The organism is Providencia alcalifaciens, assembly GCF_020271745.1.
Classification (GTDB): domain Bacteria; phylum Pseudomonadota; class Gammaproteobacteria; order Enterobacterales; family Enterobacteriaceae; genus Providencia; species Providencia alcalifaciens_B.
The window spans coordinates 435,422-456,287 of record NZ_CP084296.1 but is presented as its reverse complement, the minus strand read 5'-3'; the positions used below and the strand labels follow the sequence as shown (position 1 = coordinate 456,287).

The 20,866-nt window shown below is 51.7% G+C and carries 17 protein-coding genes and 2 pseudogenes; 12 read left to right on the top strand and 7 right to left on the bottom strand.

Annotated features, from left to right (window positions below; genetic code table 11):
• Nucleotides 1-26 precede the first annotated feature (26 nt).
• Nucleotides 27-1,013: an RNA polymerase sigma factor RpoS gene (rpoS, locus tag LDO51_RS02010; protein ID WP_108478377.1), complete on the top strand. Its 987-nt coding sequence runs from the start codon at nucleotides 27-29 to the stop codon at nucleotides 1,011-1,013.
• Nucleotides 1,014-1,084: 71 nt separating this feature from the next.
• Here the strand turns inward: rpoS and miaE are convergent, their stop codons facing one another.
• Together miaE and mutS are read right to left on the bottom strand one after the other, a co-directional pair.
• Nucleotides 1,085-1,849, bottom strand: coding sequence for a tRNA isopentenyl-2-thiomethyl-A-37 hydroxylase MiaE (miaE, locus tag LDO51_RS02005; RefSeq protein WP_225576150.1), 765 nt, complete (start codon nucleotides 1,847-1,849; stop codon nucleotides 1,085-1,087).
• 1 nt (nucleotide 1,850) lies between these two features.
• Nucleotides 1,851-4,418, bottom strand: coding sequence for a DNA mismatch repair protein MutS (gene mutS, locus LDO51_RS02000; protein ID WP_225576149.1), 2,568 nt, complete (start codon nucleotides 4,416-4,418; stop codon nucleotides 1,851-1,853).
• A 230-nt stretch (nucleotides 4,419-4,648) separates the two neighbouring features.
• On the opposite strand from mutS, the gene LDO51_RS01995 reads away from it, so the two are divergent.
• A complete protein-coding gene (locus LDO51_RS01995) occupies nucleotides 4,649-5,929 on the top strand; it encodes a tyrosine-type recombinase/integrase (protein WP_096865146.1) in 1,281 nt (426 codons plus the stop codon).
• A 64-nt stretch (nucleotides 5,930-5,993) separates the two neighbouring features.
• Here the strand turns inward: LDO51_RS01995 and LDO51_RS01990 are convergent.
• Nucleotides 5,994-6,077, bottom strand: a pseudogene (locus tag LDO51_RS01990) (IS1595 family transposase); the annotation flags it as partial.
• Between the two features lie 213 nt (nucleotides 6,078-6,290).
• Here LDO51_RS01990 and LDO51_RS01985 point away from each other — a divergent pair.
• Together LDO51_RS01985 and LDO51_RS01980 are read left to right on the top strand one after the other, a co-directional pair.
• Nucleotides 6,291-7,838 carry a type I restriction-modification system subunit M gene (locus LDO51_RS01985; RefSeq protein WP_096865147.1) on the top strand — a complete coding sequence of 516 codons (1,548 nt, stop codon included), beginning with the start codon at nucleotides 6,291-6,293 and terminating at the stop codon, nucleotides 7,836-7,838.
• A 78-nt stretch (nucleotides 7,839-7,916) separates the two neighbouring features.
• Nucleotides 7,917-8,621: an IS6 family transposase gene (locus tag LDO51_RS01980; protein WP_104872945.1), complete on the top strand. Its 705-nt coding sequence runs from the start codon at nucleotides 7,917-7,919 to the stop codon at nucleotides 8,619-8,621.
• Nucleotides 8,622-8,858: 237 nt separating this feature from the next.
• Here LDO51_RS01980 and LDO51_RS01975 read toward each other — a convergent pair whose 3' ends face one another.
• From LDO51_RS01975 to intI1, 3 genes are all read right to left on the bottom strand, one after another.
• On the bottom strand, nucleotides 8,859-11,831 hold the full coding sequence (locus LDO51_RS01975; RefSeq protein ID WP_001138073.1) for a Tn3 family transposase: 2,973 nt from the start codon (nucleotides 11,829-11,831) through the stop codon (nucleotides 8,859-8,861).
• A gap of 2 nt (nucleotides 11,832-11,833) precedes the next feature.
• A complete protein-coding gene (locus tag LDO51_RS01970) occupies nucleotides 11,834-12,391 on the bottom strand; it encodes a recombinase family protein (protein WP_001162012.1) in 558 nt (185 codons plus the stop codon).
• Between the two features lie 296 nt (nucleotides 12,392-12,687).
• A complete protein-coding gene (gene intI1, locus LDO51_RS01965) occupies nucleotides 12,688-13,701 on the bottom strand; it encodes a class 1 integron integrase IntI1 (RefSeq protein ID WP_000845039.1) in 1,014 nt (337 codons plus the stop codon).
• Between the two features lie 145 nt (nucleotides 13,702-13,846).
• On the opposite strand from intI1, the pseudogene LDO51_RS01960 reads away from it, so the two are divergent.
• The 5 genes and pseudogenes from LDO51_RS01960 to LDO51_RS01935 all read left to right on the top strand — a co-directional run bounded on the left by LDO51_RS01960 (nucleotide 13,847) and on the right by LDO51_RS01935 (nucleotide 17,881).
• Nucleotides 13,847-14,685 (top strand): annotated as a pseudogene (locus LDO51_RS01960) (AadA family aminoglycoside 3''-O-nucleotidyltransferase).
• 116 nt (nucleotides 14,686-14,801) lie between these two features.
• Entirely contained in the window at nucleotides 14,802-15,149 is a 348-nt protein-coding gene (locus LDO51_RS01955; protein ID WP_000679427.1) for a quaternary ammonium compound efflux SMR transporter QacE delta 1, read from the top strand.
• On the top strand, nucleotides 15,143-15,982 hold the full coding sequence (sul1, locus tag LDO51_RS01950) for a sulfonamide-resistant dihydropteroate synthase Sul1 (RefSeq protein ID WP_000259031.1): 840 nt from the start codon (nucleotides 15,143-15,145) through the stop codon (nucleotides 15,980-15,982). The genes LDO51_RS01955 and sul1 overlap by 7 nt, the downstream gene beginning before the upstream one ends.
• Nucleotides 15,983-16,109: 127 nt before the next feature.
• Entirely contained in the window at nucleotides 16,110-16,610 is a 501-nt protein-coding gene (locus LDO51_RS01945; RefSeq protein WP_225576148.1) for a GNAT family N-acetyltransferase, read from the top strand.
• Between the two features lie 506 nt (nucleotides 16,611-17,116).
• The gene (locus LDO51_RS01935; RefSeq protein ID WP_001389365.1) at nucleotides 17,117-17,881 is read left to right on the top strand and encodes an IS6-like element IS6100 family transposase; all 765 of its coding nucleotides are present in this window, start codon (nucleotides 17,117-17,119) and stop codon (nucleotides 17,879-17,881) included.
• Nucleotides 17,882-18,016: 135 nt separating this feature from the next.
• On the opposite strand, the gene LDO51_RS01930 is transcribed toward LDO51_RS01935, so the two are convergent.
• Entirely contained in the window at nucleotides 18,017-18,721 is a 705-nt protein-coding gene (locus LDO51_RS01930) for an IS6-like element IS26 family transposase (protein WP_001067855.1), read from the bottom strand.
• Nucleotides 18,722-18,834: 113 nt separating this feature from the next.
• Between LDO51_RS01930 and aac(3)-IVa the strand changes: the two genes are divergently transcribed.
• Genes aac(3)-IVa through aph(4)-Ia form a run of 3 tightly spaced genes read left to right on the top strand, consistent with a single transcriptional unit; the run spans nucleotide 18,835 to nucleotide 20,865 of the window.
• On the top strand, nucleotides 18,835-19,611 hold the full coding sequence (gene aac(3)-IVa / locus LDO51_RS01925) for an aminoglycoside N-acetyltransferase AAC(3)-IVa (protein ID WP_001199192.1): 777 nt from the start codon (nucleotides 18,835-18,837) through the stop codon (nucleotides 19,609-19,611).
• Nucleotides 19,612-19,631: 20 nt separating this feature from the next.
• Entirely contained in the window at nucleotides 19,632-19,853 is a 222-nt protein-coding gene (locus LDO51_RS19605; protein ID WP_000171321.1) for a hypothetical protein, read from the top strand.
• A complete protein-coding gene (gene aph(4)-Ia, locus LDO51_RS01915) occupies nucleotides 19,840-20,865 on the top strand; it encodes an aminoglycoside O-phosphotransferase APH(4)-Ia (RefSeq protein WP_225576147.1) in 1,026 nt (341 codons plus the stop codon). The genes LDO51_RS19605 and aph(4)-Ia overlap by 14 nt, the downstream gene beginning before the upstream one ends.
• The last annotated feature ends 1 nt before the right edge of the window (nucleotide 20,866 follow it).

The window sequence follows — 20,866 nt, the reverse complement described above, 5'->3', positions numbered from 1 at the left end:
CTCATTATCTTGGGTCGGAGTGACTGATGAGCCAAAGTTCGCTGAAAGTTAACGAGTTGTATAATGACCTCGATGAAAATGCGATGGATGAAGCATTTGATGAGAGTCAATTCAAAGAAGAGGATCTAGTTTCAGAACTGGATGAAGACACGGAATTACTCCAAAGCGCGAGTCAACGTGTTTTGGATGCAACCCAAATTTATCTCAGTGAAATTGGATTCTCTCCACTCCTCACAGCAGAGGAAGAAGTTTTCTATGCCCGTAGAGCCCTTCGGGGGGATGTGGCATCGCGTCAGCGTATGATAGAAAGCAACCTTCGCTTAGTGGTAAAAATATCTCGCCGTTATAACAACCGAGGTCTTGCCTTACTCGATCTGATCGAAGAAGGAAATCTCGGGTTGATTCGTGCAGTTGAAAAGTTTGATCCTGAAAAAGGATTTCGTTTTTCAACGTATGCGACTTGGTGGATCCGTCAAACGATTGAACGCGCCATCATGAATCAAACCCGAACAATCCGCCTACCGATTCATATCGTCAAAGAACTCAATATTTACCTTCGTACAGCCCGTGAACTTGCTCAAAAGCTCGATCACGAGCCAAGTCCTGAAGAGATAGCTGAGCAATTAGATAAACCTGTTGAAGATGTCAGCCGAATGCTTCGCTTAAATGAGCGCATTACATCGGTTGATACGCCTATCGCAGGGGATTCTGAGAAGTCACTGCTGGAAGTATTATCGGATGATAATGATTCAGGGCCTGAAAACACTATCCAAGATAACAACTTAAAAGAAAATATCGTTAAGTGGTTATATGAACTCAATCCGAAGCAACGTGAAGTCTTAGCGCGTCGTTTTGGTTTGTTGGGATATGAAGCGGAAACTCTGGAAGAGGTTGGGCGCGAAATTGGGCTCACTCGTGAAAGAGTTCGTCAAATTCAGGTAGAAGGTTTAAGACGTTTAAAAGATATTTTACAAGGTGAAGATTTAACGTTGGAAGCGTTATTTAATATGTAATCTGCCGTGTTAAACAACATAAAGCCCCTGTTATCGTTGATAACAGGGGCTTTTCTTTTTAGTCGGTGGAATTAATTAATCGGTACGCCGCTATGGAATTTAAAATCATTATCTGGTGTTGAAATTAATTGCGCTTCAACTTCCCCATAAAAACGCACACGCTCAGTAATATCTGTTTTACTAATCAACTGAGCAAGTTGCAGATAATCCTGATAATGGCGTGCTTCTGAACGTAGTAATGAGGTATAAAAATTGGCAAGTTGCTCATCCAAGTGCGGCGCCAATTTGGCAAACCGCTCACAAGAGCGCGCTTCAATATAAGCCCCAATAATGAGTTTATCCACCAAGGTTTTCGGGTCATGAGGGTCTAAATGGCTGAATAACCCTTTTGCGTAACGACCTGCGGTGATCCCATCATACGCAATGTCCCGTTGATGCATAATTTCTAGTACTTGGTAAAAATGGTGCAGTTCTTCTTTGATTAACAACACCATTTTATCAATCAAGTCTTGGCTATACGGCGACTGCTTCTTCGCTAAGATCTGTTTTGAAATTTGGTTCTTATTTTTCAATGTATGAACATCACCAATGCGGTCATACGCAAAGGCTTCATAGGGTTTGAACCACTCTAATAAAATTGCCGCACTTTCTTTATCCACTGCATATTTGCGAATTAAAAACATGGCACTTTGCGCCGCTTTTAATTCACACAGCAGGTGATCTTTCAAAATCGTCGGCAAATTTTCAGGTTGACTGGCTTTATATATCCACGTCTCAGGGGTTTCACACTGCAAAAATTGCTTAATCGGCGCTAATAATTCAGCATACTCATCCATGCTACTTATCCATTTCCTTTAAACGATATAGCCAATCAAGAGCTTGGCGTGGAGTCAGCTTGTCAGGGTCGATTTCCTCTAAAGCGGCTAATACTGGAGATGGCTCCTCTTCCACTGTCTCTAAGAAGCTCAGTTGAGCGCTATCTACATGACTCCCATTGGCATTATTGGAGATAACTTCCAGCTCTTTGAGTTTTTGTTTTGCGCGTTTGATCACTTCTTTTGGGACGCCAGCCAGTGATGCAACAGCTAAACCGTAACTCTTGCTCGCCGCGCCATCTTGCACATTGTGCATAAAGGCGATGGTATCACCGTGTTCAATTGCATCGAGGTGAATATTGACTGCACCTTCCAGTTTTTCCGGTAAGGTAGTTAATTCAAAATAGTGAGTCGCAAATAAGGTCATCGCTTTGATGCGATTAACTAAGTTTTCAGCACACGCCCACGCTAAAGAAAGCCCATCATAGGTAGATGTACCGCGGCCAATTTCATCCATTAGCACTAAGCTGTGCTCAGTCGCATTGTGCAGGATATTGGCTGTTTCGGTCATCTCCACCATAAAGGTCGAACGCCCAGATGCGAGGTCATCAGATGCACCAACGCGCGTAAAAATATGGTCAATAGGCCCAATGACGGCTTTACTCGCTGGCACAAAACTGCCGATATAAGCCAGTAAGGTGATCAGAGCCGTTTGACGCATATAGGTACTCTTACCGCCCATATTGGGACCCGTAATGATCAGCAAGCGGCGCTGTGGAGAAAGAGACAGCGGGTTAGAAATAAAAGGCTCACTAAGCACTTGCTCCACAACAGGGTGACGACCTTCAGTAATTTGAATGCCGGGTTTGTCTGTTAATTGAGGGCAGGCGTAACCAAGGGTGTCTGCGCGCTCTGCGAGGGTGGAGAGGACATCCAACTCAGCCAGCGCTTCGGCACTGGTTTGTAACGCGGCTAAATGCGGTAGCAGCATATCAAACAGTTCATCATACAAGGCTTTTTCGATAGCTAGCGCTTTGCCTTTTGATGTCAGTACTTTATCTTCATACTCTTTCAATTCAGGGATAATGTAGCGCTCCGCATTTTTCAGCGTTTGGCGACGAACATAATGAATTGGCGTGAGGTGGCTTTGTCCACGACTCACTTGAATGTAGTAACCGTGTACCGCGTTATAGCCCACTTTTAGGGTATCGATACCCAGTTTTTCACGCTCACGAATTTCTAAGCGGTCTAGGTAATCTGTTGCACCATCCGCTAGTGCTCTCCATTCATCGAGTTCGCTGTTGTAACCAGTGGCAATGACGCCACCATCACGAACTAAAACTGGAGGGGCATCAACAATCGCCTTTTCGAGCAAGCTTTGCAGTTCATCGAATTGACCAATACGTTGCGTTAGCGCACCGAGGTAGCCGCAATCTGATTGCGCTAGAATTTGGTGAATATCATGATATTGCTGGAATGCATGGCGCATGCGGGTTAAGTCGCGAGGACGCGCTGAGCGTAATGCAAGACGAGCGAGTACTCGCTCTAAGTCACCGATTTGGCGAAGGAACGGCTGTAGCTCAAAGCCGTATTGTTGCAGTGCGCCAATGGCTTGCTGGCGGTTGTTTAGCACAGTGAGGTTACGCAATGGGGTATGAAGCCAGCGTTTTAGCATACGGCTCCCCATTGGGGTGACACATTTGTCTAGAATCGCGGCAAGGGTATTTTCGGTGCCCCCTGCAAGGTTTTGGGTTAGTTCTAAATTGCGGCGAGTTGCCGCATCTAAAATTACATTATCTTGTTGTTTTTCCATGATAATGCTACGAATATGCGGTAACGCAGTTCGTTGAGTATCTTTCACATATTGCAGCAAACAACCCGCTGCGCGTAAGGCTTTGTGCGCATTTTCAACGCCAAAACCGATTAAATCTTTGGTACCAAATTGCAGGTTTAATTGCTGTTTTGCCGTGTCTAATTCATATTCCCATAATGGGCGGCGGCGTAAGCCTTTATTAAGTTCAATCAATGACATGCTAGCGAAATCCTCAGGATAGAGTAATTCCGCTGGACGGGTACGCTGAAGCTCGGCTTTTAATGATTCTTCATCATCAATTTCACTGATGATAAAACGACCCGATGCGATATCTAAGGTCGCAAAACCATAGCCTTGAGACTCTTGCCATACCGCTGCCAGTAAGTTGTCTTGGCGTTCATTGAGTAATGCTTCATCGGTAATAGTACCCGGTGTCACAATACGTACCACTTGGCGTTCAACAGGGCCTTTGCTGGTGGCAGGATCTCCAATTTGTTCGCAAATGGCGACAGATTCTCCCATCTGTACCAACCGTGCTAAATAGTTTTCAGCTGCATGGTGAGGAACGCCTGCCATCGGGATAGGTTGACCGGCAGATTGACCACGCTTGGTGAGAGAAATATCCAATAACTGAGACGCTTTTTTAGCATCATCAAAGAACAGTTCGTAAAAATCCCCCATACGATAAAACAGCAAAATATCGGGATGTTGTGCTTTGAGTTTTAAGTACTGCTGCATCATTGGTGTGTGGGATTCGAAATTTTGGCTGTCAGTCATGGGGTTATCTATATTAACTTATTGAATTAACTTGATTCTATGTTTTTTCATTGTCTCATAAGATCTCATTATATCTTATAAAATACCACAGAATCCCATATATAAGTGTAGGTTAAAGTGTAGGTTGTTAGTGGTGATATGGTATAATGGGCATAACAAAACTGATAACCTACACTTTTCACTAAAAATCTTTAATTATCTTATAGTCAGCGCTAAACAAGGTAACACTTATGAGCCAAAAGCAGCCAGCAAAACCCTTATCAACGAAAGCCATTGAGGCAATGAAACCTAACAGTAAAGATAGGTCTGATACAGGTGAAAATACAGGTTTACGTGTATTTTGTGGCGCAACAGGCATTAAGACATTTTTCTACCGTTATACTAGCCCAGTTACACACAAACTTGTACAGCTAAAGATCGGTAATTTTCCTCAAACTTCATTAAGTGAAGCGAGAGTTAAGTTACAAGAGTTGAAACAGTTACGTCAATTAGGTCGATGCCCTGTCACTGAGCTAAAAGAAGAAAAGCAATATAAAAAACAAGAACAACTCCAGCCGCAAAAAACACAGTTAACAGTAAAAGAACTTGTTGAGCTTTATTTAGTTGATCATATCGAAGATCGTAAAGGCAAAGACGGTAAAATTATTTCTGGTTCAAGAAAGAAGAAAGGGCAAAAGGAAGTTCGTCGCATGCTTGAAGCCGATGTTGTACGTGTTTTAGGTGAGCTTATGGCGCATGAGGTGACCCGAAAAGATGTGATAGAGCTTGTACGTGAAATTAATGGGCGAGGTGCTAAGGTTCAAGCAGGTAATGTATTACGTGAATTGTCAGCAGCCTATGAGTTTGCAATCGGTCTAGAGTATTTTGATGATAATTTTGCTAACCCCGCTTTATTGGCAAAATCGAGCTTGCAGCAAGCTAAGTTTAAGCTAACCAGTAATAAAGGTACTCGTTATCTAGATGATAATGAACTCAAAAAATTTTTAGCATGGTTACCTAGTTCTGCTTATACCAATGTTGTGAAAAATGTTTTCCGTCTGACGCTTTGGACGGGTTGCCGAACTGGTGAAGTGTGCGCAATGGCTTGGGATGATGTGGATCTTGAAAAAGGAACTATTCATTTGAAAGAAACCAAGACAGGAATTGAACGATACGTGCAATTACCCGAGCAAGCAGTCACCTACTTGAAATCAATGCGCATGAACTCCGATAAATATCTTTTCCCATCTCAAGTAACCAAGTTGCCGATTCAACAAAAATATCTAACAGAATGTGCGTGGCGTTTACGCAAAGAAGGCAAGATGCTAGATATCCCTGATTGGTCACCTCATGATTTACGTCGAACAGTACGTACTGGGCTAGCTAAACTAGGTTGCCCCAATGAAGTGGGGGAGGCGATACTTGGGCATTCACGTAGTGGTATCGAAGGAACGTATGATTTATATGGTTATGAGAGTGAATGCAAAGTGTGGTTGCAGAAGTGGGCGGATCATATGGGGAGTTTGGTATGATATATTAAACTGTGAATTAATAATAATAGTAAGCGGCTGTATTTCTGTGGACACCAATCAACTATGCGGCAATACGAGCAGTGGCGCCTGCAATAAACAGTTCAAGTAACCGTTCTTGTTTGTATTGACTGAGTCTACTTTTTCTCATGGAACTATCCTAGATGATCTTAGTTATCTAGGACTGCTCCAATTATATCTAATACTCATAATTTGAAAGCAGTGTTGAAGTATTAAATATGACATTTACTGATAATCCATCCTTTTGATAATTATCACAAGTTATCAGCCTGTTCTATTAGATTTTTGGCTATAAATAGGTAACAATAGTTCCATTATTTTTACTGATGTAAGTAATGGAATAATGGCTAAAAAACCGAAAGAAACCAAATCTGAACCGTTAGAAGTTATCCTGTGGAAAGCCGCTGATAAATTGCGTAAGAATATTGATGCAGCAGAATACAAGCATGTTGTGCTGGGATTAATATTCTTAAAGTATATTTCTGATTCGTTTGAGTCTCACTATGAAAAGCTTAAAGCGGGACAAGGCGAGTTTGCAGGGGCAGATCCCGAAGATAGCGATGAATACCTTGCTTACAATGTGTTTTTTGTGCCTGAAAAAGCACGTTGGACAAATTTACTCAATAATGCAAAACAGCCCAATATCGGTAAATTAGTCGATGACGCTATGGAAGCCATCGAAGAAGATAACCCACAATTAAAAGGGGTATTGCCAAAAGTTTATGCACGTCAAAACCTTGATGCAACGGTACTTGGCGAGTTAATTGACCTTGTGGGTGATATCGCTTTAGGTGATGCTAAATCACGCTCTGCGGATGTACTAGGTCATGTTTTTGAATATTTCTTAGGTGAGTTTGCGTTAGCAGAAGGTAAACAAGGCGGTCAGTTCTATACACCGAAATCAATTGTTTCCTTACTGGTTAACATGCTAGAGCCTTATGAAGGACGTATTTTTGACCCGTGCTGTGGCTCTGGCGGTATGTTTGTTCAATCAGAAAAATTTGTTGAATCCCACCAAGGGAATATTGATAACATTTCCATTTATGGTCAAGAGTCTAACCAAACCACATGGCGTTTGGCGAAAATGAACTTGGCTATTCGGGGTATTAACTCTGAGCAAGTAAAATGGAACAATGAAGGCTCGTTTTTAAATGATGCCCATAAAGATTTACGTGCGGATTTTATTATTGCGAACCCGCCGTTCAACGTCTCTGATTGGTCTGGTGAACAATTACGTAAAGATGCCCGCTGGCAATACGGTGCGCCACCAGCAGGGAATGCAAACTTTGCGTGGATGCAGCACTTTTTATATCACTTGTCACCGAAAGGGCAAGCGGGTGTGGTACTGGCTAAAGGGGCGCTAACTTCGAAAACATCGGGTGAAGGCGATATTCGAGCCGCATTAGTGAAAGATGCGAATGTGATTGATTGCATAGTTAACTTGCCCGCTAAGTTGTTCCTAAATACGCAAATTCCTGCTGCGCTATGGTTTATGCGCCGTGATCGTAATAACTCTTCGGTGTATCAAGATCGTAGTGATGAAATTTTGTTTATTGATGCACGAAATCTGGGTCATTTAATTAACCGCCGCACTAAAGTGTTATCGGATGAAGATATTAAACTGATTTCAGATACCTATCATAATTGGCGTAATAAAAATGGCGAATATGAAGATGTCGCGGGTTTTTGTGCCTCTGTCGCTATCGAAAAAGTGGCTGAACTGGATTATGTGCTCACACCAGGTCGTTATGTAGGTCTTGCTGATGAAGAGGATGATTTTGATTTTAAAGAGCGTTTTACCCTACTAAAAGCCGAGTTTGAAGCACAATTAGAAGAAGAGGCAAAGCTTAATCAGGCGATTGCGGAGAATCTGGCAAAGGTGATGGTATGAGTGAGTGGGTAGGGCACTGTTGCAAAGTTTAAGTAGCCGGTATGCTAAATTAACTATTTCATTACTGAGGTCCGTTTGGTGAATGCATTTAAAGGTCGTCATTTCACTGGTATTATCATTCTTTGGGCTGTACGTTGGTACTGCAAATACGGTATCAGTTACCGAGAACTTCAGGAAATGTTGGCTGAGCGCGGTGTAAATGTAGATCACACGACAATCTATCGCTGGGTTCAACGTTATGCACCAGAAATAGAAAAGCGGTTACGTTGGTATTGGTGTAATCCCTCCGACCTCAACAATTGGCATTTAGACGAAACTTATATCAAAGTGAATGGGAAATGGACGTACCTTTACCGAGCTGTCGATAGTCGAGGGTACACCATTGAATTTTATCTCTCGCCTCGTCGTAATACCAAGGCAGCTTATCGATTTTTAAGAAAAATATTCAATCGCGTTAAAAAATGGCAAATCCCCAGGGTTATCAATACAGATAAAGCCGCACCTTATGGCCGAGCGCTTAACCTTCTCAAAGAAGAAGGAAAATGCCCTACACATGTAGAACATCGACAAATCAAATTTCACAATAATGTCATTGAATGTGATCATGGAAAATTGAAGCGCGTGATAAATCCCACCTTAGGGTTTAAATCAATTAAAACAGCACATGCGACCATTAAAGGAATTGAGGTGATGCGTGCGCTTCGCAAAGGTCAAGCAGAACATTTTTACTATGGCCAACCGTTAGGAGAAGTGCGCCTCGTGAATAGAGTATTCGGACTTTAATCCACTTTGAGCGGAAAAGCTCAGCTTCACGATTCTATTTGCAACAGTGCCAGAAACACTCACCATGACAGAGTGAAATACCTCATTGACCATCGCAACATTGGCTAACTCATACAGGCCGCGTATGCGGCCTTTTTAGTCTGGATATTGAACATCTACTTCATTCTTTCGAATCTCTGATGAGATTTTTGAACACGCCTTTATGGGGTCGTCTCAGAAAACGGAAAATAAAGCACGCTAAGCCGGTGGCAGCGGTCGCAATGGCCTAAACTTCCCCGCACCGACCTTGGCGCTGCTGCGCCATAGGTAATCGCCGGTCAGGTTGATGTGCTCCCACCCCAGCGGCGACAGATATTGCAACAATGTGTCGTCCAGCGCCGTGCCGTTGCCACGCAAAGCACTGGTGGCACGCTCCAGATATACCGTGTTCCACAACACGATGGCCGCCGTCACCAGATTGAGGCCGCTGGCCCGGTAGCGCTGCTGCTCAAAACTGCGGTCGCGGATTTCACCCAATCGGTAGAAGAAGACCGCCCTGGCCAGCGCGTTGCGCGCCTCGCCCTTATTCAGCCCCGCATGGACGCGGCGGCGCAGCTCCACGCTTTGCAGCCAATCCAAAATGAACAGCGTGCGCTCGATGCGCCCCAGCTCGCGCAACGCCACGGCCAAGCCGTTCTGGCGCGGGTAGCTGCCGAGTTTGCGCAGCATCAGCGAAGCCGTTACCGTGCCTTGCTTGATGGAGGTGGCCAGCCGCAGAATTTCATCCCAATGGGCGCGTATTTGCTTGATGTTCAGCCTGTCGCTGCTAATCATCGGCTTGAGCGCGTCATAGGCGGCATCGCCCTTGGGGATGAATAGCTTGGTTTCGCCCAAGTCACGGATACGCGGCGCGAAGCGAAATCCCAGCAAATGCATCAAGCCAAACACGTGATCGGTGAAGCCTGCCGTGTCGGTGTAGTGTTCCTCGATGCGCAAGTCCGACTCGTGGTACAGCAGGCCATCAAGCACGTAAGTTGAATCACGAATGCCCACGTTGACCACCTTGGCACTGAAGGGCGCGTACTGGTCGGAGATATGGGTGTAGAAAGTCCGTCCTGGACTGCTTCCATACTTCGGGTTGATATGACCAGTGCTTTCTGCTTTGCTGCCGGTTCTGAAGTTCTGGCCGTCCGACGATGACGTGGTGCCGTCACCCCAGTTGCCGGCGAAGGGTTGCCGAAACTGCGCATTCACCAGCTCGGCCAGCGCCGTCGAATAGGTTTCATCGCGGATGTGCCAGGCTTGCAGCCAAGACAGCTTGGCGTAGGTGGTGCCAGGGCAGGACTCGGCCATTTTGGTCAGACCCAGGTTGATCGCGTCGGCCAGGATCGTCGTCAACAGCAAGGTTTTGTCCTTGGCCGTGTCGCTGGTCTTCAGGTGTGTGAAGTGGCGGGTGAAGCCCGTCCATTCATCGACCTCCATCAGCAACTCGGTGATTTTGAGGTGCGGCAGCAGCATAGCTGTCTGGTCGATCATGGCTTGCGCGGCGTCTGGTACTGCCGCGTCCAGCGGCGTGATCTTCAGGCCTGACGCGGTGGTGATGATGGCATCCGGTAAGTCGTTGGCCGCAGCCATGCGGTTGACTGTGGCGAGTTGCGCCTCCAACAATTCCAACCGGTCATGCAGGTATTGGTCGCAGTCGGTGGCCACTGCCAGCGGCAATTCGCTGGCCAGCTTCAAAGTGGCGAACTTCTCGACCGGCACCAGGTATTCGTCGAAGTCCTTGAACTGGCGAGAACCCTGCACCCAGACATCACCGGAGCGCAGCGCGTTCTTCAGCTCCGACAGGGCGCATAACTCGTAGTAACGCCGGTCGATGCCGTCGTCGGTCAGAACCAGCTTTGCCCAGCGCGGCTTGATGAATGCGGTTGGCGCATCGGCGGGCACCTTGCGCGCGCTGTCGCTGTTCATGCCGCGCAGCATGTCGATGGCATCGAGCACACCCTTGGCGGCGGGCGCAGCCCGCAATTTGAGCACGCCCAGGAACTGCGGCGCGTAGCGGCGTAGCGTGGCATAGCTTTCACCGATGTGGTGCAGGAAATCAAAGTCGGCAGGCCGCGCCAATGTTTGCGCTTCGGTGACGCTGGCGGCGAAGGTGTCCCAGGGCATAACGGCCTCGATGGCGGCGAACGGATCGCTGCCGCTTTGCTTGGCCTCAATCAACGCTTGACCGATGCGCCCATACATCCGCACCTTGTCGTTGATCGCCTTGCCGGAAGCCTGGAACTGCTGCTGATGCTTGTTCTTGGCCGCGTTGAACAGCTTGCCGATGATGCGATCGTGAAGGTCGATGATTTCATCGGTGACGGTGGCCATGCCTTCGATGGCCAGCGCTACCAGCGTGGCATAGCGTCGTTGCACCTCGAACTTTGCCAGATCAGCAGGCGTCATCTGGCCACCTTCACGAGCGATTTTGAGCAGGCGGTTCTGGTGAACCTGCCGCTCGATGCCTGCGGGCAGATCAAGTGCTTGCCAGGATTTCAGGCGCTCAATATGTTCGAGCATGTGGCGAGAGTTCGGTTTGGCAGGCGACTGGCGCAGCCATGCCAGCCACGTCACTTTACTGCCGTCCTTGCGCTTGAGAAGTTCGTCCAGGCGCTGACGGTGGGGTGATAACAAAGAATCGGTCAGCGCCGCGTAAATGCGTCGGTTGGCACGGGTGATGGCCTCGGCGCTTGCGCGCTCGATGGCATTCATGGCGGGCAGGATAATGCTCTGCCGCCGCAGATTCTCGACAAGTGCGCTCGCCAGCACGATGCCTTTGTCGGTCTGCAAGGCCAGCTCGGTCAATGTATGCACGGCTTGCCGATAGTGGCTCATGGTGAAGGGCTTGAACCCAAAAACCGTTTGCAGCTCGACCAAGTGCTCCCGCCGTGTCTGTTCGCGCTGGCCGTACTCGCTCCAACTTTCCACTGGCATCTTGAGTTGCGCGGCCACCATGCGCAACAGGGGCGGAAACGGAGGCTCATCGACGCCCAAAAAGGTGCCAGGGAATCGCAAGTAGCAAAGCTGCACAGCGAAGCCCAATCGATTCGCGGCGCCGCGACGCTGACGGATCACCGACAGGTCGGTTTCGTTGAACGTGTAGTGCCGTATCAGTTCGTCTTTGGCATCTGGCAGTGCCAGCAGGCTTTCGCGCTCGGTGGCGGACAGGATTGAGCGGCGTGGCATGGTCAGTCTTCCCGCAGGTACTGGTACAAGGTTTCGCGGCTGATGCCGAAGTCACGGGCCACCAAGGTTTTTTGGTCGCCTGCCGCAACTCGCCGTTTCAACTCGGCAATTTGTTCGCTGTTCAGCGATTTCTTTCGTCCCCGGTAGGCACCGCGCTGCTTGGCCAGCACGATTCCCTCGCGCTGACGTTCGCGGATCAGGGCGCGCTCGAACTCAGCGAAGGCTCCCATGACCGACAGCATCAGATTGGCCATCGGTGAGTCCTCGCCGGTGAACTTCAGCCCTTCTTTGACGAACTCCATGCGCACGCCCCGTTGTGTCAGCCCTTGGACGATGCGGCGCAGGTCATCAAGGTTGCGTGCCAGCCTGTCCATGCTATGCACCACCACGGTGTCGCCCTCGCGGACGAAGGCCAGCAGCCTTTCCAGCTCGGGACGCTGGGTGTCCTTGCCAGAAGCCTTGTCGGTGAACACCCGCGCCACCTGAACACCCTCCAATTGCCGTTCCGGGTTCTGGTCGAAGCTGCTGACGCGGACATAGCCGATGCGTTGACCTTGCAAGATGCCTCCAAAGGCAAAAGTGTCAGGATGAAATCTATTACCTTTGACGGAATATGTCAATCAATAGGAAATTTAACTCTATTCTGACATCGTTTGTCGTTTTCAGAAGACGGCTGCACTGAACGTCAGAAGCCGACTGCACTATAGCAGCGGAGGGGTTGGATCCATCAGGCAACGACGGGCTGCTGCCGGCCATCAGCGGACGCAGGGAGGACTTTCCGCAACCGGCCGTTCGATGCGGCACCGATGGCCTTCGCGCAGGGGTAGTGAATCCGCCAGGATTGACTTGCGCTGCCCTACCTCTCACTAGTGAGGGGCGGCAGCGCATCAAGCGGTGAGCGCACTCCGGCACCGCCAACTTTCAGCACATGCGTGTAAATCATCGTCGTAGAGACGTCGGAATGGCCGAGCAGATCCTGCACGGTTCGAATGTCGTAACCGCTGCGGAGCAAGGCCGTCGCGAACGAGTGGCGGAGGGTGTGCGGTGTGGCGGGCTTCGTGATGCCTGCTTGTTCTACGGCACGTTTGAAGGCGCGCTGAAAGGTCTGGTCATACATGTGATGGCGACGCACGACACCGCTCCGTGGATCGGTCGAATGCGTGTGCTGCGCAAAAACCCAGAACCACGGCCAGGAATGCCCGGCGCGCGGATACTTCCGCTCAAGGGCGTCGGGAAGCGCAACGCCGCTGCGGCCCTCGGCCTGGTCCTTCAGCCACCATGCCCGTGCACGCGACAGCTGCTCGCGCAGGCTGGGTGCCAAGCTCTCGGGTAACATCAAGGCCCGATCCTTGGAGCCCTTGCCCTCCCGCACGATGATCGTGCCGTGATCGAAATCCAGATCCTTGACCCGCAGTTGCAAACCCTCACTGATCCGCATGCCCGTTCCATACAGAAGCTGGGCGAACAAACGATGCTCGCCTTCCAGAAAACCGAGGATGCGAACCACTTCATCCGGGGTCAGCACCACCGGCAAGCGCCGCGACGGCCGAGGTCTTCCGATCTCCTGAAGCCAGGGCAGATCCGTGCACAGCACCTTGCCGTAGAAGAACAGCAAGGCCGCCAATGCCTGACGATGCGTGGAGACCGAAACCTTGCGCTCGTTCGCCAGCCAGGACAGAAATGCCTCGACTTCGCTGCTGCCCAAGGTTGCCGGGTGACGCACACCGTGGAAACGGATGAAGGCACGAACCCAGTGGACATAAGCCTGTTCGGTTGGTAAGCTGTAATGCAAGTAGCGTATGCGCTCACGCAACTGGTCCAGAACCTTGACCGAACGCAGCGGTGGTAACGGCGCAGTGGCGGTTTTCATGGCTTGTTATGACTGTTTTTTTGTACAGTCTATGCCTCGGGCATCCAAGCAGCAAGCGCGTTACGCCGTGGGTCGATGTTTGATGTTATGGAGCAGCAACGATGTTACGCAGCAGGGCAGTCGCCCTAAAACAAAGTTAGACATCATGAGGGTAGCGGTGACCATCGAAATTTCGAACCAACTATCAGAGGTGCTAAGCGTCATTGAGCGCCATCTGGAATCAACGTTGCTGGCCGTGCATTTGTACGGCTCCGCAGTGGATGGCGGCCTGAAGCCATACAGCGATATTGATTTGTTGGTTACTGTGGCCGTAAAGCTTGATGAAACGACGCGGCGAGCATTGCTCAATGACCTTATGGAGGCTTCGGCTTTCCCTGGCGAGAGCGAGACGCTCCGCGCTATAGAAGTCACCCTTGTCGTGCATGACGACATCATCCCGTGGCGTTATCCGGCTAAGCGCGAGCTGCAATTTGGAGAATGGCAGCGCAATGACATTCTTGCGGGTATCTTCGAGCCAGCCATGATCGACATTGATCTAGCTATCCTGCTTACAAAAGCAAGAGAACATAGCGTTGCCTTGGTAGGTCCGGCAGCGGAGGAATTCTTTGACCCGGTTCCTGAACAGGATCTATTCGAGGCGCTGAGGGAAACCTTGAAGCTATGGAACTCGCAGCCCGACTGGGCCGGCGATGAGCGAAATGTAGTGCTTACGTTGTCCCGCATTTGGTACAGCGCAATAACCGGCAAAATCGCGCCGAAGGATGTCGCTGCCGACTGGGCAATAAAACGCCTACCTGCCCAGTATCAGCCCGTCTTACTTGAAGCTAAGCAAGCTTATCTGGGACAAAAAGAAGATCACTTGGCCTCACGCGCAGATCACTTGGAAGAATTTATTCGCTTTGTGAAAGGCGAGATCATCAAGTCAGTTGGTAAATGATGTCTAACAATTCGTTCAAGCCGACCGCGCTACGCGCGGCGGCTTAACTCCGGCGTTAGATGCACTAAGCACATAATTGCTCACAGCCAAACTATCAGGTCAAGTCTGCTTTTATTATTTTTAAGCGTGCATAATAAGCCCTACACAAATTGGGAGATATATCATGAAAGGCTGGCTTTTTCTTGTTATCGCAATAGTTGGCGAAGTAATCGCAACATCCGCATTAAAATCTAGCGAGGGCTTTACTAAGCTTGCCCCTTCCGCCGTTGTCATAATCGGTTATGGCATCGCATTTTATTTTCTTTCTCTGGTTCTGAAATCCATCCCTGTCGGTGTTGCTTATGCAGTCTGGTCGGGACTCGGCGTCGTCATAATTACAGCCATTGCCTGGTTGCTTCATGGGCAAAAGCTTGATGCGTGGGGCTTTGTAGGTATGGGGCTCATAATTGCTGCCTTTTTGCTCGCCCGATCCCCATCGTGGAAGTCGCTGCGGAGGCCGACGCCATGGTGACGGTGTTCGGCATTCTGAATCTCACCGAGGACTCCTTCTTCGATGAGAGCCGGCGGCTAGACCCCGCCGGCGCTGTCACCGCGGCGATCGAAATGCTGCGAGTCGGATCAGACGTCGTGGATGTCGGACCGGCCGCCAGCCATCCGGACGCGAGGCCTGTATCGCCGGCCGATGAGATCAGACGTATTGCGCCGCTCTTAGACGCCCTGTCCGATCAGATGCACCGTGTTTCAATCGACAGCTTCCAACCGGAAACCCAGCGCTATGCGCTCAAGCGCGGCGTGGGCTACCTGAACGATATCCAAGGATTTCCTGACCCTGCGCTCTATCCCGATATTGCTGAGGCGGACTGCAGGCTGGTGGTTATGCACTCAGCGCAGCGGGATGGCATCGCCACCCGCACCGGTCACCTTCGACCCGAAGACGCGCTCGACGAGATTGTGCGGTTCTTCGAGGCGCGGGTTTCCGCCTTGCGACGGAGCGGGGTCGCTGCCGACCGGCTCATCCTCGATCCGGGGATGGGATTTTTCTTGAGCCCCGCACCGGAAACATCGCTGCACGTGCTGTCGAACCTTCAAAAGCTGAAGTCGGCGTTGGGGCTTCCGCTATTGGTCTCGGTGTCGCGGAAATCCTTCTTGGGCGCCACCGTTGGCCTTCCTGTAAAGGATCTGGGTCCAGCGAGCCTTGCGGCGGAACTTCACGCGATCGGCAATGGCGCTGACTACGTCCGCACCCACGCGCCTGGAGATCTGCGAAGCGCAATCACCTTCTCGGAAACCCTCGCGAAATTTCGCAGTCGCGACGCCAGAGACCGAGGGTTAGATCATGCCTAGCATTCACCTTCCGGCCGCCCGCTAGCGGACCCTGGTCAGGTTCCGCGAAGGTGGGCGCAGACATGCTGGGCTCGTCAGGATCAAACTGCACTATGAGGCGGCGGTTCATACCGCGCCAGGGGAGCGAATGGACAGCGAGGAGCCTCCGAACGTTCGGGTCGCCTGCTCGGGTGATATCGACGAGGTTGTGCGGCTGATGCACGACGCTGCGGCGTGGATGTCCGCCAAGGGAACGCCCGCCTGGGACGTCGCGCGGATCGACCGGACATTCGCGGAGACCTTCGTCCTGAGATCCGAGCTCCTAGTCGCGAGTTGCAGCGACGGCATCGTCGGCTGTTGCACCTTGTCGGCCGAGGATCCCGAGTTCTGGCCCGACGCCCTCAAGGGGGAGGCCGCATATCTGCGCAAGCTCGCGGTGCGACGGACACATGCGGGCCGGGGTGTCAGCTCCGCGCTGATCGAGGCTTGCCGCCATGCCGCGCGAACGCAGGGGTGCGCCAAGCTGCGGCTCGACTGCCACCCGAACCTGCGTGGCCTATACGAGCGGCTCGGATTCACCCACGTCGACACTTTCAATCCCGGCTGGGATCCAACCTTCATCGCAGAACGCCTAGAACTCGAAATCTAACGTCCGTTCGGGCATCGAGGTCCATGTCGGGGTGGGACGGGCCCGTGGCTTCAAGATCACTTGCAGTCCGACCGCGATGTCTTGGTTGCGCGAGAGGTTGTCGATATCCTCCACTTCCATCATCAACCCTGGATAATGCCGCCGCCGTCATCGCCGCCGACGCCCGTGCCGGGCTTTTCGGGCCTGTCAGGCTTGCTCGGCCTTCAGCCTGCCTGGGCGAGATCTCCGGCGGACGGATTAACGGCGGAGCTTCGCCGCCTTTCGTGCGTGTGAAGGCCGAAGATAGTTCTCTCAAAAACATCCGTTTATGAGAGATACCAAATGTCATTTTCAGAAGACGACTGCACCAGTTGATTGGGCGTAATGGCTGTTGTGCAGCCAGCTCCTGACAGTTCAATATCAGAAGTGATCTGCACCAATCTCGACTATGCTCAATACTCGTGTGGGCTCTGTTGCAAAAATCGTGAAGCTTGAGCATGCTTGGCGGAGATTGGACGGACGGAACGATGACGGATTTCAAGTGGCGCCATTTCCAGGGTGATGTGATCCTGTGGGCGGTGCGCTGGTATTGTCGCTATCCGATCAGCTATCGCGACCTTGAGGAAATGCTGGCGGAACGCGGCATTTCGGTCGACCATACGACGATCTATCGCTGGGTCCAGTGCTACGCCCCGGAGATGGAGAAGCGGCTGCGCTGGTTCTGGCGGCGTGGCTTTGATCCGAGCTGGCGCCTGGATGAAACCTACGTCAAGGTGCGGGGCAAGTGGACCTACCTGTACCGGGCAGTCGACAAGCGGGGCGACACGATCGATTTCTACCTGTCGCCGACCCGCAGCGCCAAGGCAGCGAAGCGGTTCCTGGGCAAGGCCCTGCGAGGCCTGAAGCACTGGGAAAAGCCTGCCACGCTCAATACCGACAAAGCGCCGAGCTATGGTGCAGCGATCACCGAATTGAAGCGCGAAGGAAAGCTGGACCGGGAGACGGCCCACCGGCAGGTGAAGTATCTCAATAACGTGATCGAGGCCGATCACGGAAAGCTCAAGATACTGATCAAGCCGGTGCGCGGTTTCAAATCGATCCCCACGGCCTATGCCACGATCAAGGGATTCGAAGTCATGCGAGCCCTGCGCAAAGGACAGGCTCGCCCCTGGTGCCTGCAGCCCGGCATCAGGGGCGAGGTGCGCCTTGTGGAGAGAGCTTTTGGCATTGGGCCCTCGGCGCTGACGGAGGCCATGGGCATGCTCAACCACCATTTCGCAGCAGCCGCCTGATCGGCGCAGAGCGACAGCCTACCTCTGACTGCCGCCAATCTTTGCAACAGAGCCTCCGTCGCCATGCTCACCTCGCTTTGGTGGGCACTGTTGCAAAGTTAGCGATGAGGCAGCCTTTTGTCTTATTCAAAGGCCTTACATTTCAAAAACTCTGCTTACCAGGCGCATTTCGCCCAGGGGATCACCATAATAAAATGCTGAGGCCTGGCCTTTGCGTAGTGCACGCATCACCTCAATACCTTTGATGGTGGCGTAAGCCGTCTTCATGGATTTAAATCCCAGCGTGGCGCCGATTATCCGTTTCAGTTTGCCATGATCGCATTCAATCACGTTGTTCCGGTACTTAATCTGTCGGTGTTCAACGTCAGACGGGCACCGGCCTTCGCGTTTGAGCAGAGCAAGCGCGCGACCATAGGCGGGCGCTTTATCCGTGTTGATGAATCGCGGGATCTGCCACTTCTTCACGTTGTTGAGGATTTTACCCAGAAACCGGTATGCAGCTTTGCTGTTACGACGGGAGGAGAGATAAAAATCGACAGTGCGGCCCCGGCTGTCGACGGCCCGGTACAGATACGCCCAGCGGCCATTGACCTTCACGTAGGTTTCATCCATGTGCCACGGGCAAAGATCGGAAGGGTTACGCCAGTACCAGCGCAGCCGTTTTTCCATTTCAGGCGCATAACGCTGAACCCAGCGGTAAATCGTGGAGTGATCGACATTCACTCCGCGTTCAGCCAGCATCTCCTGCAGCTCACGGTAACTGATGCCGTATTTGCAGTACCAGCGTACGGCCCACAGAATGATGTCACGCTGAAAATGCCGGCCTTTGAATGGGTTCATGTGCAGCTCCATCAGCAAAAGGGGATGATAAGTTTATCACCACCGACTATTTGCAACAGTGCCGTTGATCGTGCTATGATCGACTGATGTCATCAGCGGTGGAGTGCAATGTCGTGCAATACGAATGGCGAAAAGCCGAGCTCATCGGTCAGCTTCTCAACCTTGGGGTTACCCCCGGCGGTGTGCTGCTGGTCCACAGCTCCTTCCGTAGCGTCCGGCCCCTCGAAGATGGGCCACTTGGACTGATCGAGGCCCTGCGTGCTGCGCTGGGTCCGGGAGGGACGCTCGTCATGCCCTCGTGGTCAGGTCTGGACGACGAGCCGTTCGATCCTGCCACGTCGCCCGTTACACCGGACCTTGGAGTTGTCTCTGACACATTCTGGCGCCTGCCAAATGTAAAGCGCAGCGCCCATCCATTTGCCTTTGCGGCAGCGGGGCCACAGGCAGAGCAGATCATCTCTGATCCATTGCCCCTGCCACCTCACTCGCCTGCAAGCCCGGTCGCCCGTGTCCATGAACTCGATGGGCAGGTACTTCTCCTCGGCGTGGGACACGATGCCAACACGACGCTGCATCTTGCCGAGTTGATGGCAAAGGTTCCCTATGGGGTGCCGAGACACTGCACCATTCTTCAGGATGGCAAGTTGGTACGCGTCGATTATCTCGAGAATGACCACTGCTGTGAGCGCTTTGCCTTGGCGGACAGGTGGCTCAAGGAGAAGAGCCTTCAGAAGGAAGGTCCAGTCGGTCATGCCTTTGCTCGGTTGATTCGCTCCCGCGACATTGTGGCGACAGCCCTGGGTCAACTGGGCCGAGATCCGTTGATCTTCCTGCATCCGCCAGAGGCGGGATGCGAAGAATGCGATGCCGCTCGCCAGTCGATTGGCTGAGCTCATGAGCGGAGAACGAGATGACGTTGGAGGGGCAAGGTCGCGCTGATTGCTGGGGCAACACGTGGAGCGGATCGGGGATTGTCTTTCTTCAGCTCGCTGATGATATGCTGACGCTCAATGCCGTTTGGCCTCCGACTAACGAAAATCCCGCATTTGGACGGCTGATCCGATTGGCACGGCGGACGGCGAATGGCGGAGCAGACGCTCGTCCGGGGGCAATGAGATATGAAAAAGCCTGAACTCACCGCGACGTCTGTCGAGAAGTTTCTGATCGAAAAGTTCGACAGCGTCTCCGACCTGATGCAGCTCTCGGAGGGCGAAGAATCTCGTGCTTTCAGCTTCGATGTAGGAGGGCGTGGATATGTCCTGCGGGTAAATAGCTGCGCCGATGGTTTCTACAAAGATCGTTATGTTTATCGGCACTTTGCATCGGCCGCGCTCCCGATTCCGGAAGTGCTTGACATTGGGGAATTCAGCGAGAGCCTGACCTATTGCATCTCCCGCCGTGCACAGGGTGTCACGTTGCAAGACCTGCCTGAAACCGAACTGCCCGCTGTTCTGCAGCCGGTCGCGGAGGCCATGGATGCGATCGCTGCGGCCGATCTTAGCCAGACGAGCGGGTTCGGCCCATTCGGACCGCAAGGAATCGGTCAATACACTACATGGCGTGATTTCATATGCGCGATTGCTGATCCCCATGTGTATCACTGGCAAACTGTGATGGACGACACCGTCAGTGCGTCCGTCGCGCAGGCTCTCGATGAGCTGATGCTTTGGGCCGAGGACTGCCCCGAAGTCCGGCACCTCGTGCACGCGGATTTCGGCTCCAACAATGTCCTGACGGACAATAGCCGCATAACAGCGGTCATTGACTGGAGCGAGGCGATGTTCGGGGATTCCCAATACGAGGTCGCCAACATCTTCTTCTGGAGGCCGTGGTTGGCTTGTATGGAGCAGCAGACGCGCTACTTCGAGCGGAGGCATCCGGAGCTTGCAGGATCGCCGCGGCTCCGGGCGTATATGCTCCGCATTGGTCTTGACCAACTCTATCAGAGCTTGGTTGACGGCAATTTCGATGATGCAGCTTGGGCGCAGGGTCGATGCGACGCAATCGTCCGATCCGGAGCCGGGACTGTCGGGCGTACACAAATCGCCCGCAGAAGCGCGGCCGTCTGGACCGATGGCTGTGTAGAAGTACTCGCCGATAGTGGAAACCGACGCCCCAGCACTCGTCCGAGGGCAAAGGAATAGA

Bases quoted from the DNA above. Each gene is read 5' to 3' on its own strand.
- LDO51_RS19605 (WP_000171321.1), top strand. From the start codon at position 19,632: ATGACGTTGGAGGGGCAAGGTCGCGCTGATTGCTGGGGCAACACGTGG.
- LDO51_RS01945 (WP_225576148.1), top strand. From the start codon at position 16,110: ATGGACAGCGAGGAGCCTCCGAACGTTCGGGTCGCCTGCTCGGGTGAT.
- intI1 (WP_000845039.1), bottom strand. From the start codon at position 13,701: ATGAAAACCGCCACTGCGCCGTTACCACCGCTGCGTTCGGTCAAGGTT.
- rpoS (WP_108478377.1), top strand. From the start codon at position 27: ATGAGCCAAAGTTCGCTGAAAGTTAACGAGTTGTATAATGACCTCGAT.
- LDO51_RS01985 (WP_096865147.1), top strand. From the start codon at position 6,291: ATGGCTAAAAAACCGAAAGAAACCAAATCTGAACCGTTAGAAGTTATC.
- mutS (WP_225576149.1), bottom strand. From the start codon at position 4,418: ATGACTGACAGCCAAAATTTCGAATCCCACACACCAATGATGCAGCAG.
- miaE (WP_225576150.1), bottom strand. From the start codon at position 1,849: ATGGATGAGTATGCTGAATTATTAGCGCCGATTAAGCAATTTTTGCAG.
- LDO51_RS01930 (WP_001067855.1), bottom strand. From the start codon at position 18,721: ATGAACCCATTCAAAGGCCGGCATTTTCAGCGTGACATCATTCTGTGG.
- LDO51_RS01935 (WP_001389365.1), top strand. From the start codon at position 17,117: ATGACGGATTTCAAGTGGCGCCATTTCCAGGGTGATGTGATCCTGTGG.
- LDO51_RS01975 (WP_001138073.1), bottom strand. From the start codon at position 11,831: ATGCCACGCCGCTCAATCCTGTCCGCCACCGAGCGCGAAAGCCTGCTG.
- LDO51_RS01995 (WP_096865146.1), top strand. From the start codon at position 4,649: ATGAGCCAAAAGCAGCCAGCAAAACCCTTATCAACGAAAGCCATTGAG.
- LDO51_RS01955 (WP_000679427.1), top strand. From the start codon at position 14,802: ATGAAAGGCTGGCTTTTTCTTGTTATCGCAATAGTTGGCGAAGTAATC.
- sul1 (WP_000259031.1), top strand. From the start codon at position 15,143: ATGGTGACGGTGTTCGGCATTCTGAATCTCACCGAGGACTCCTTCTTC.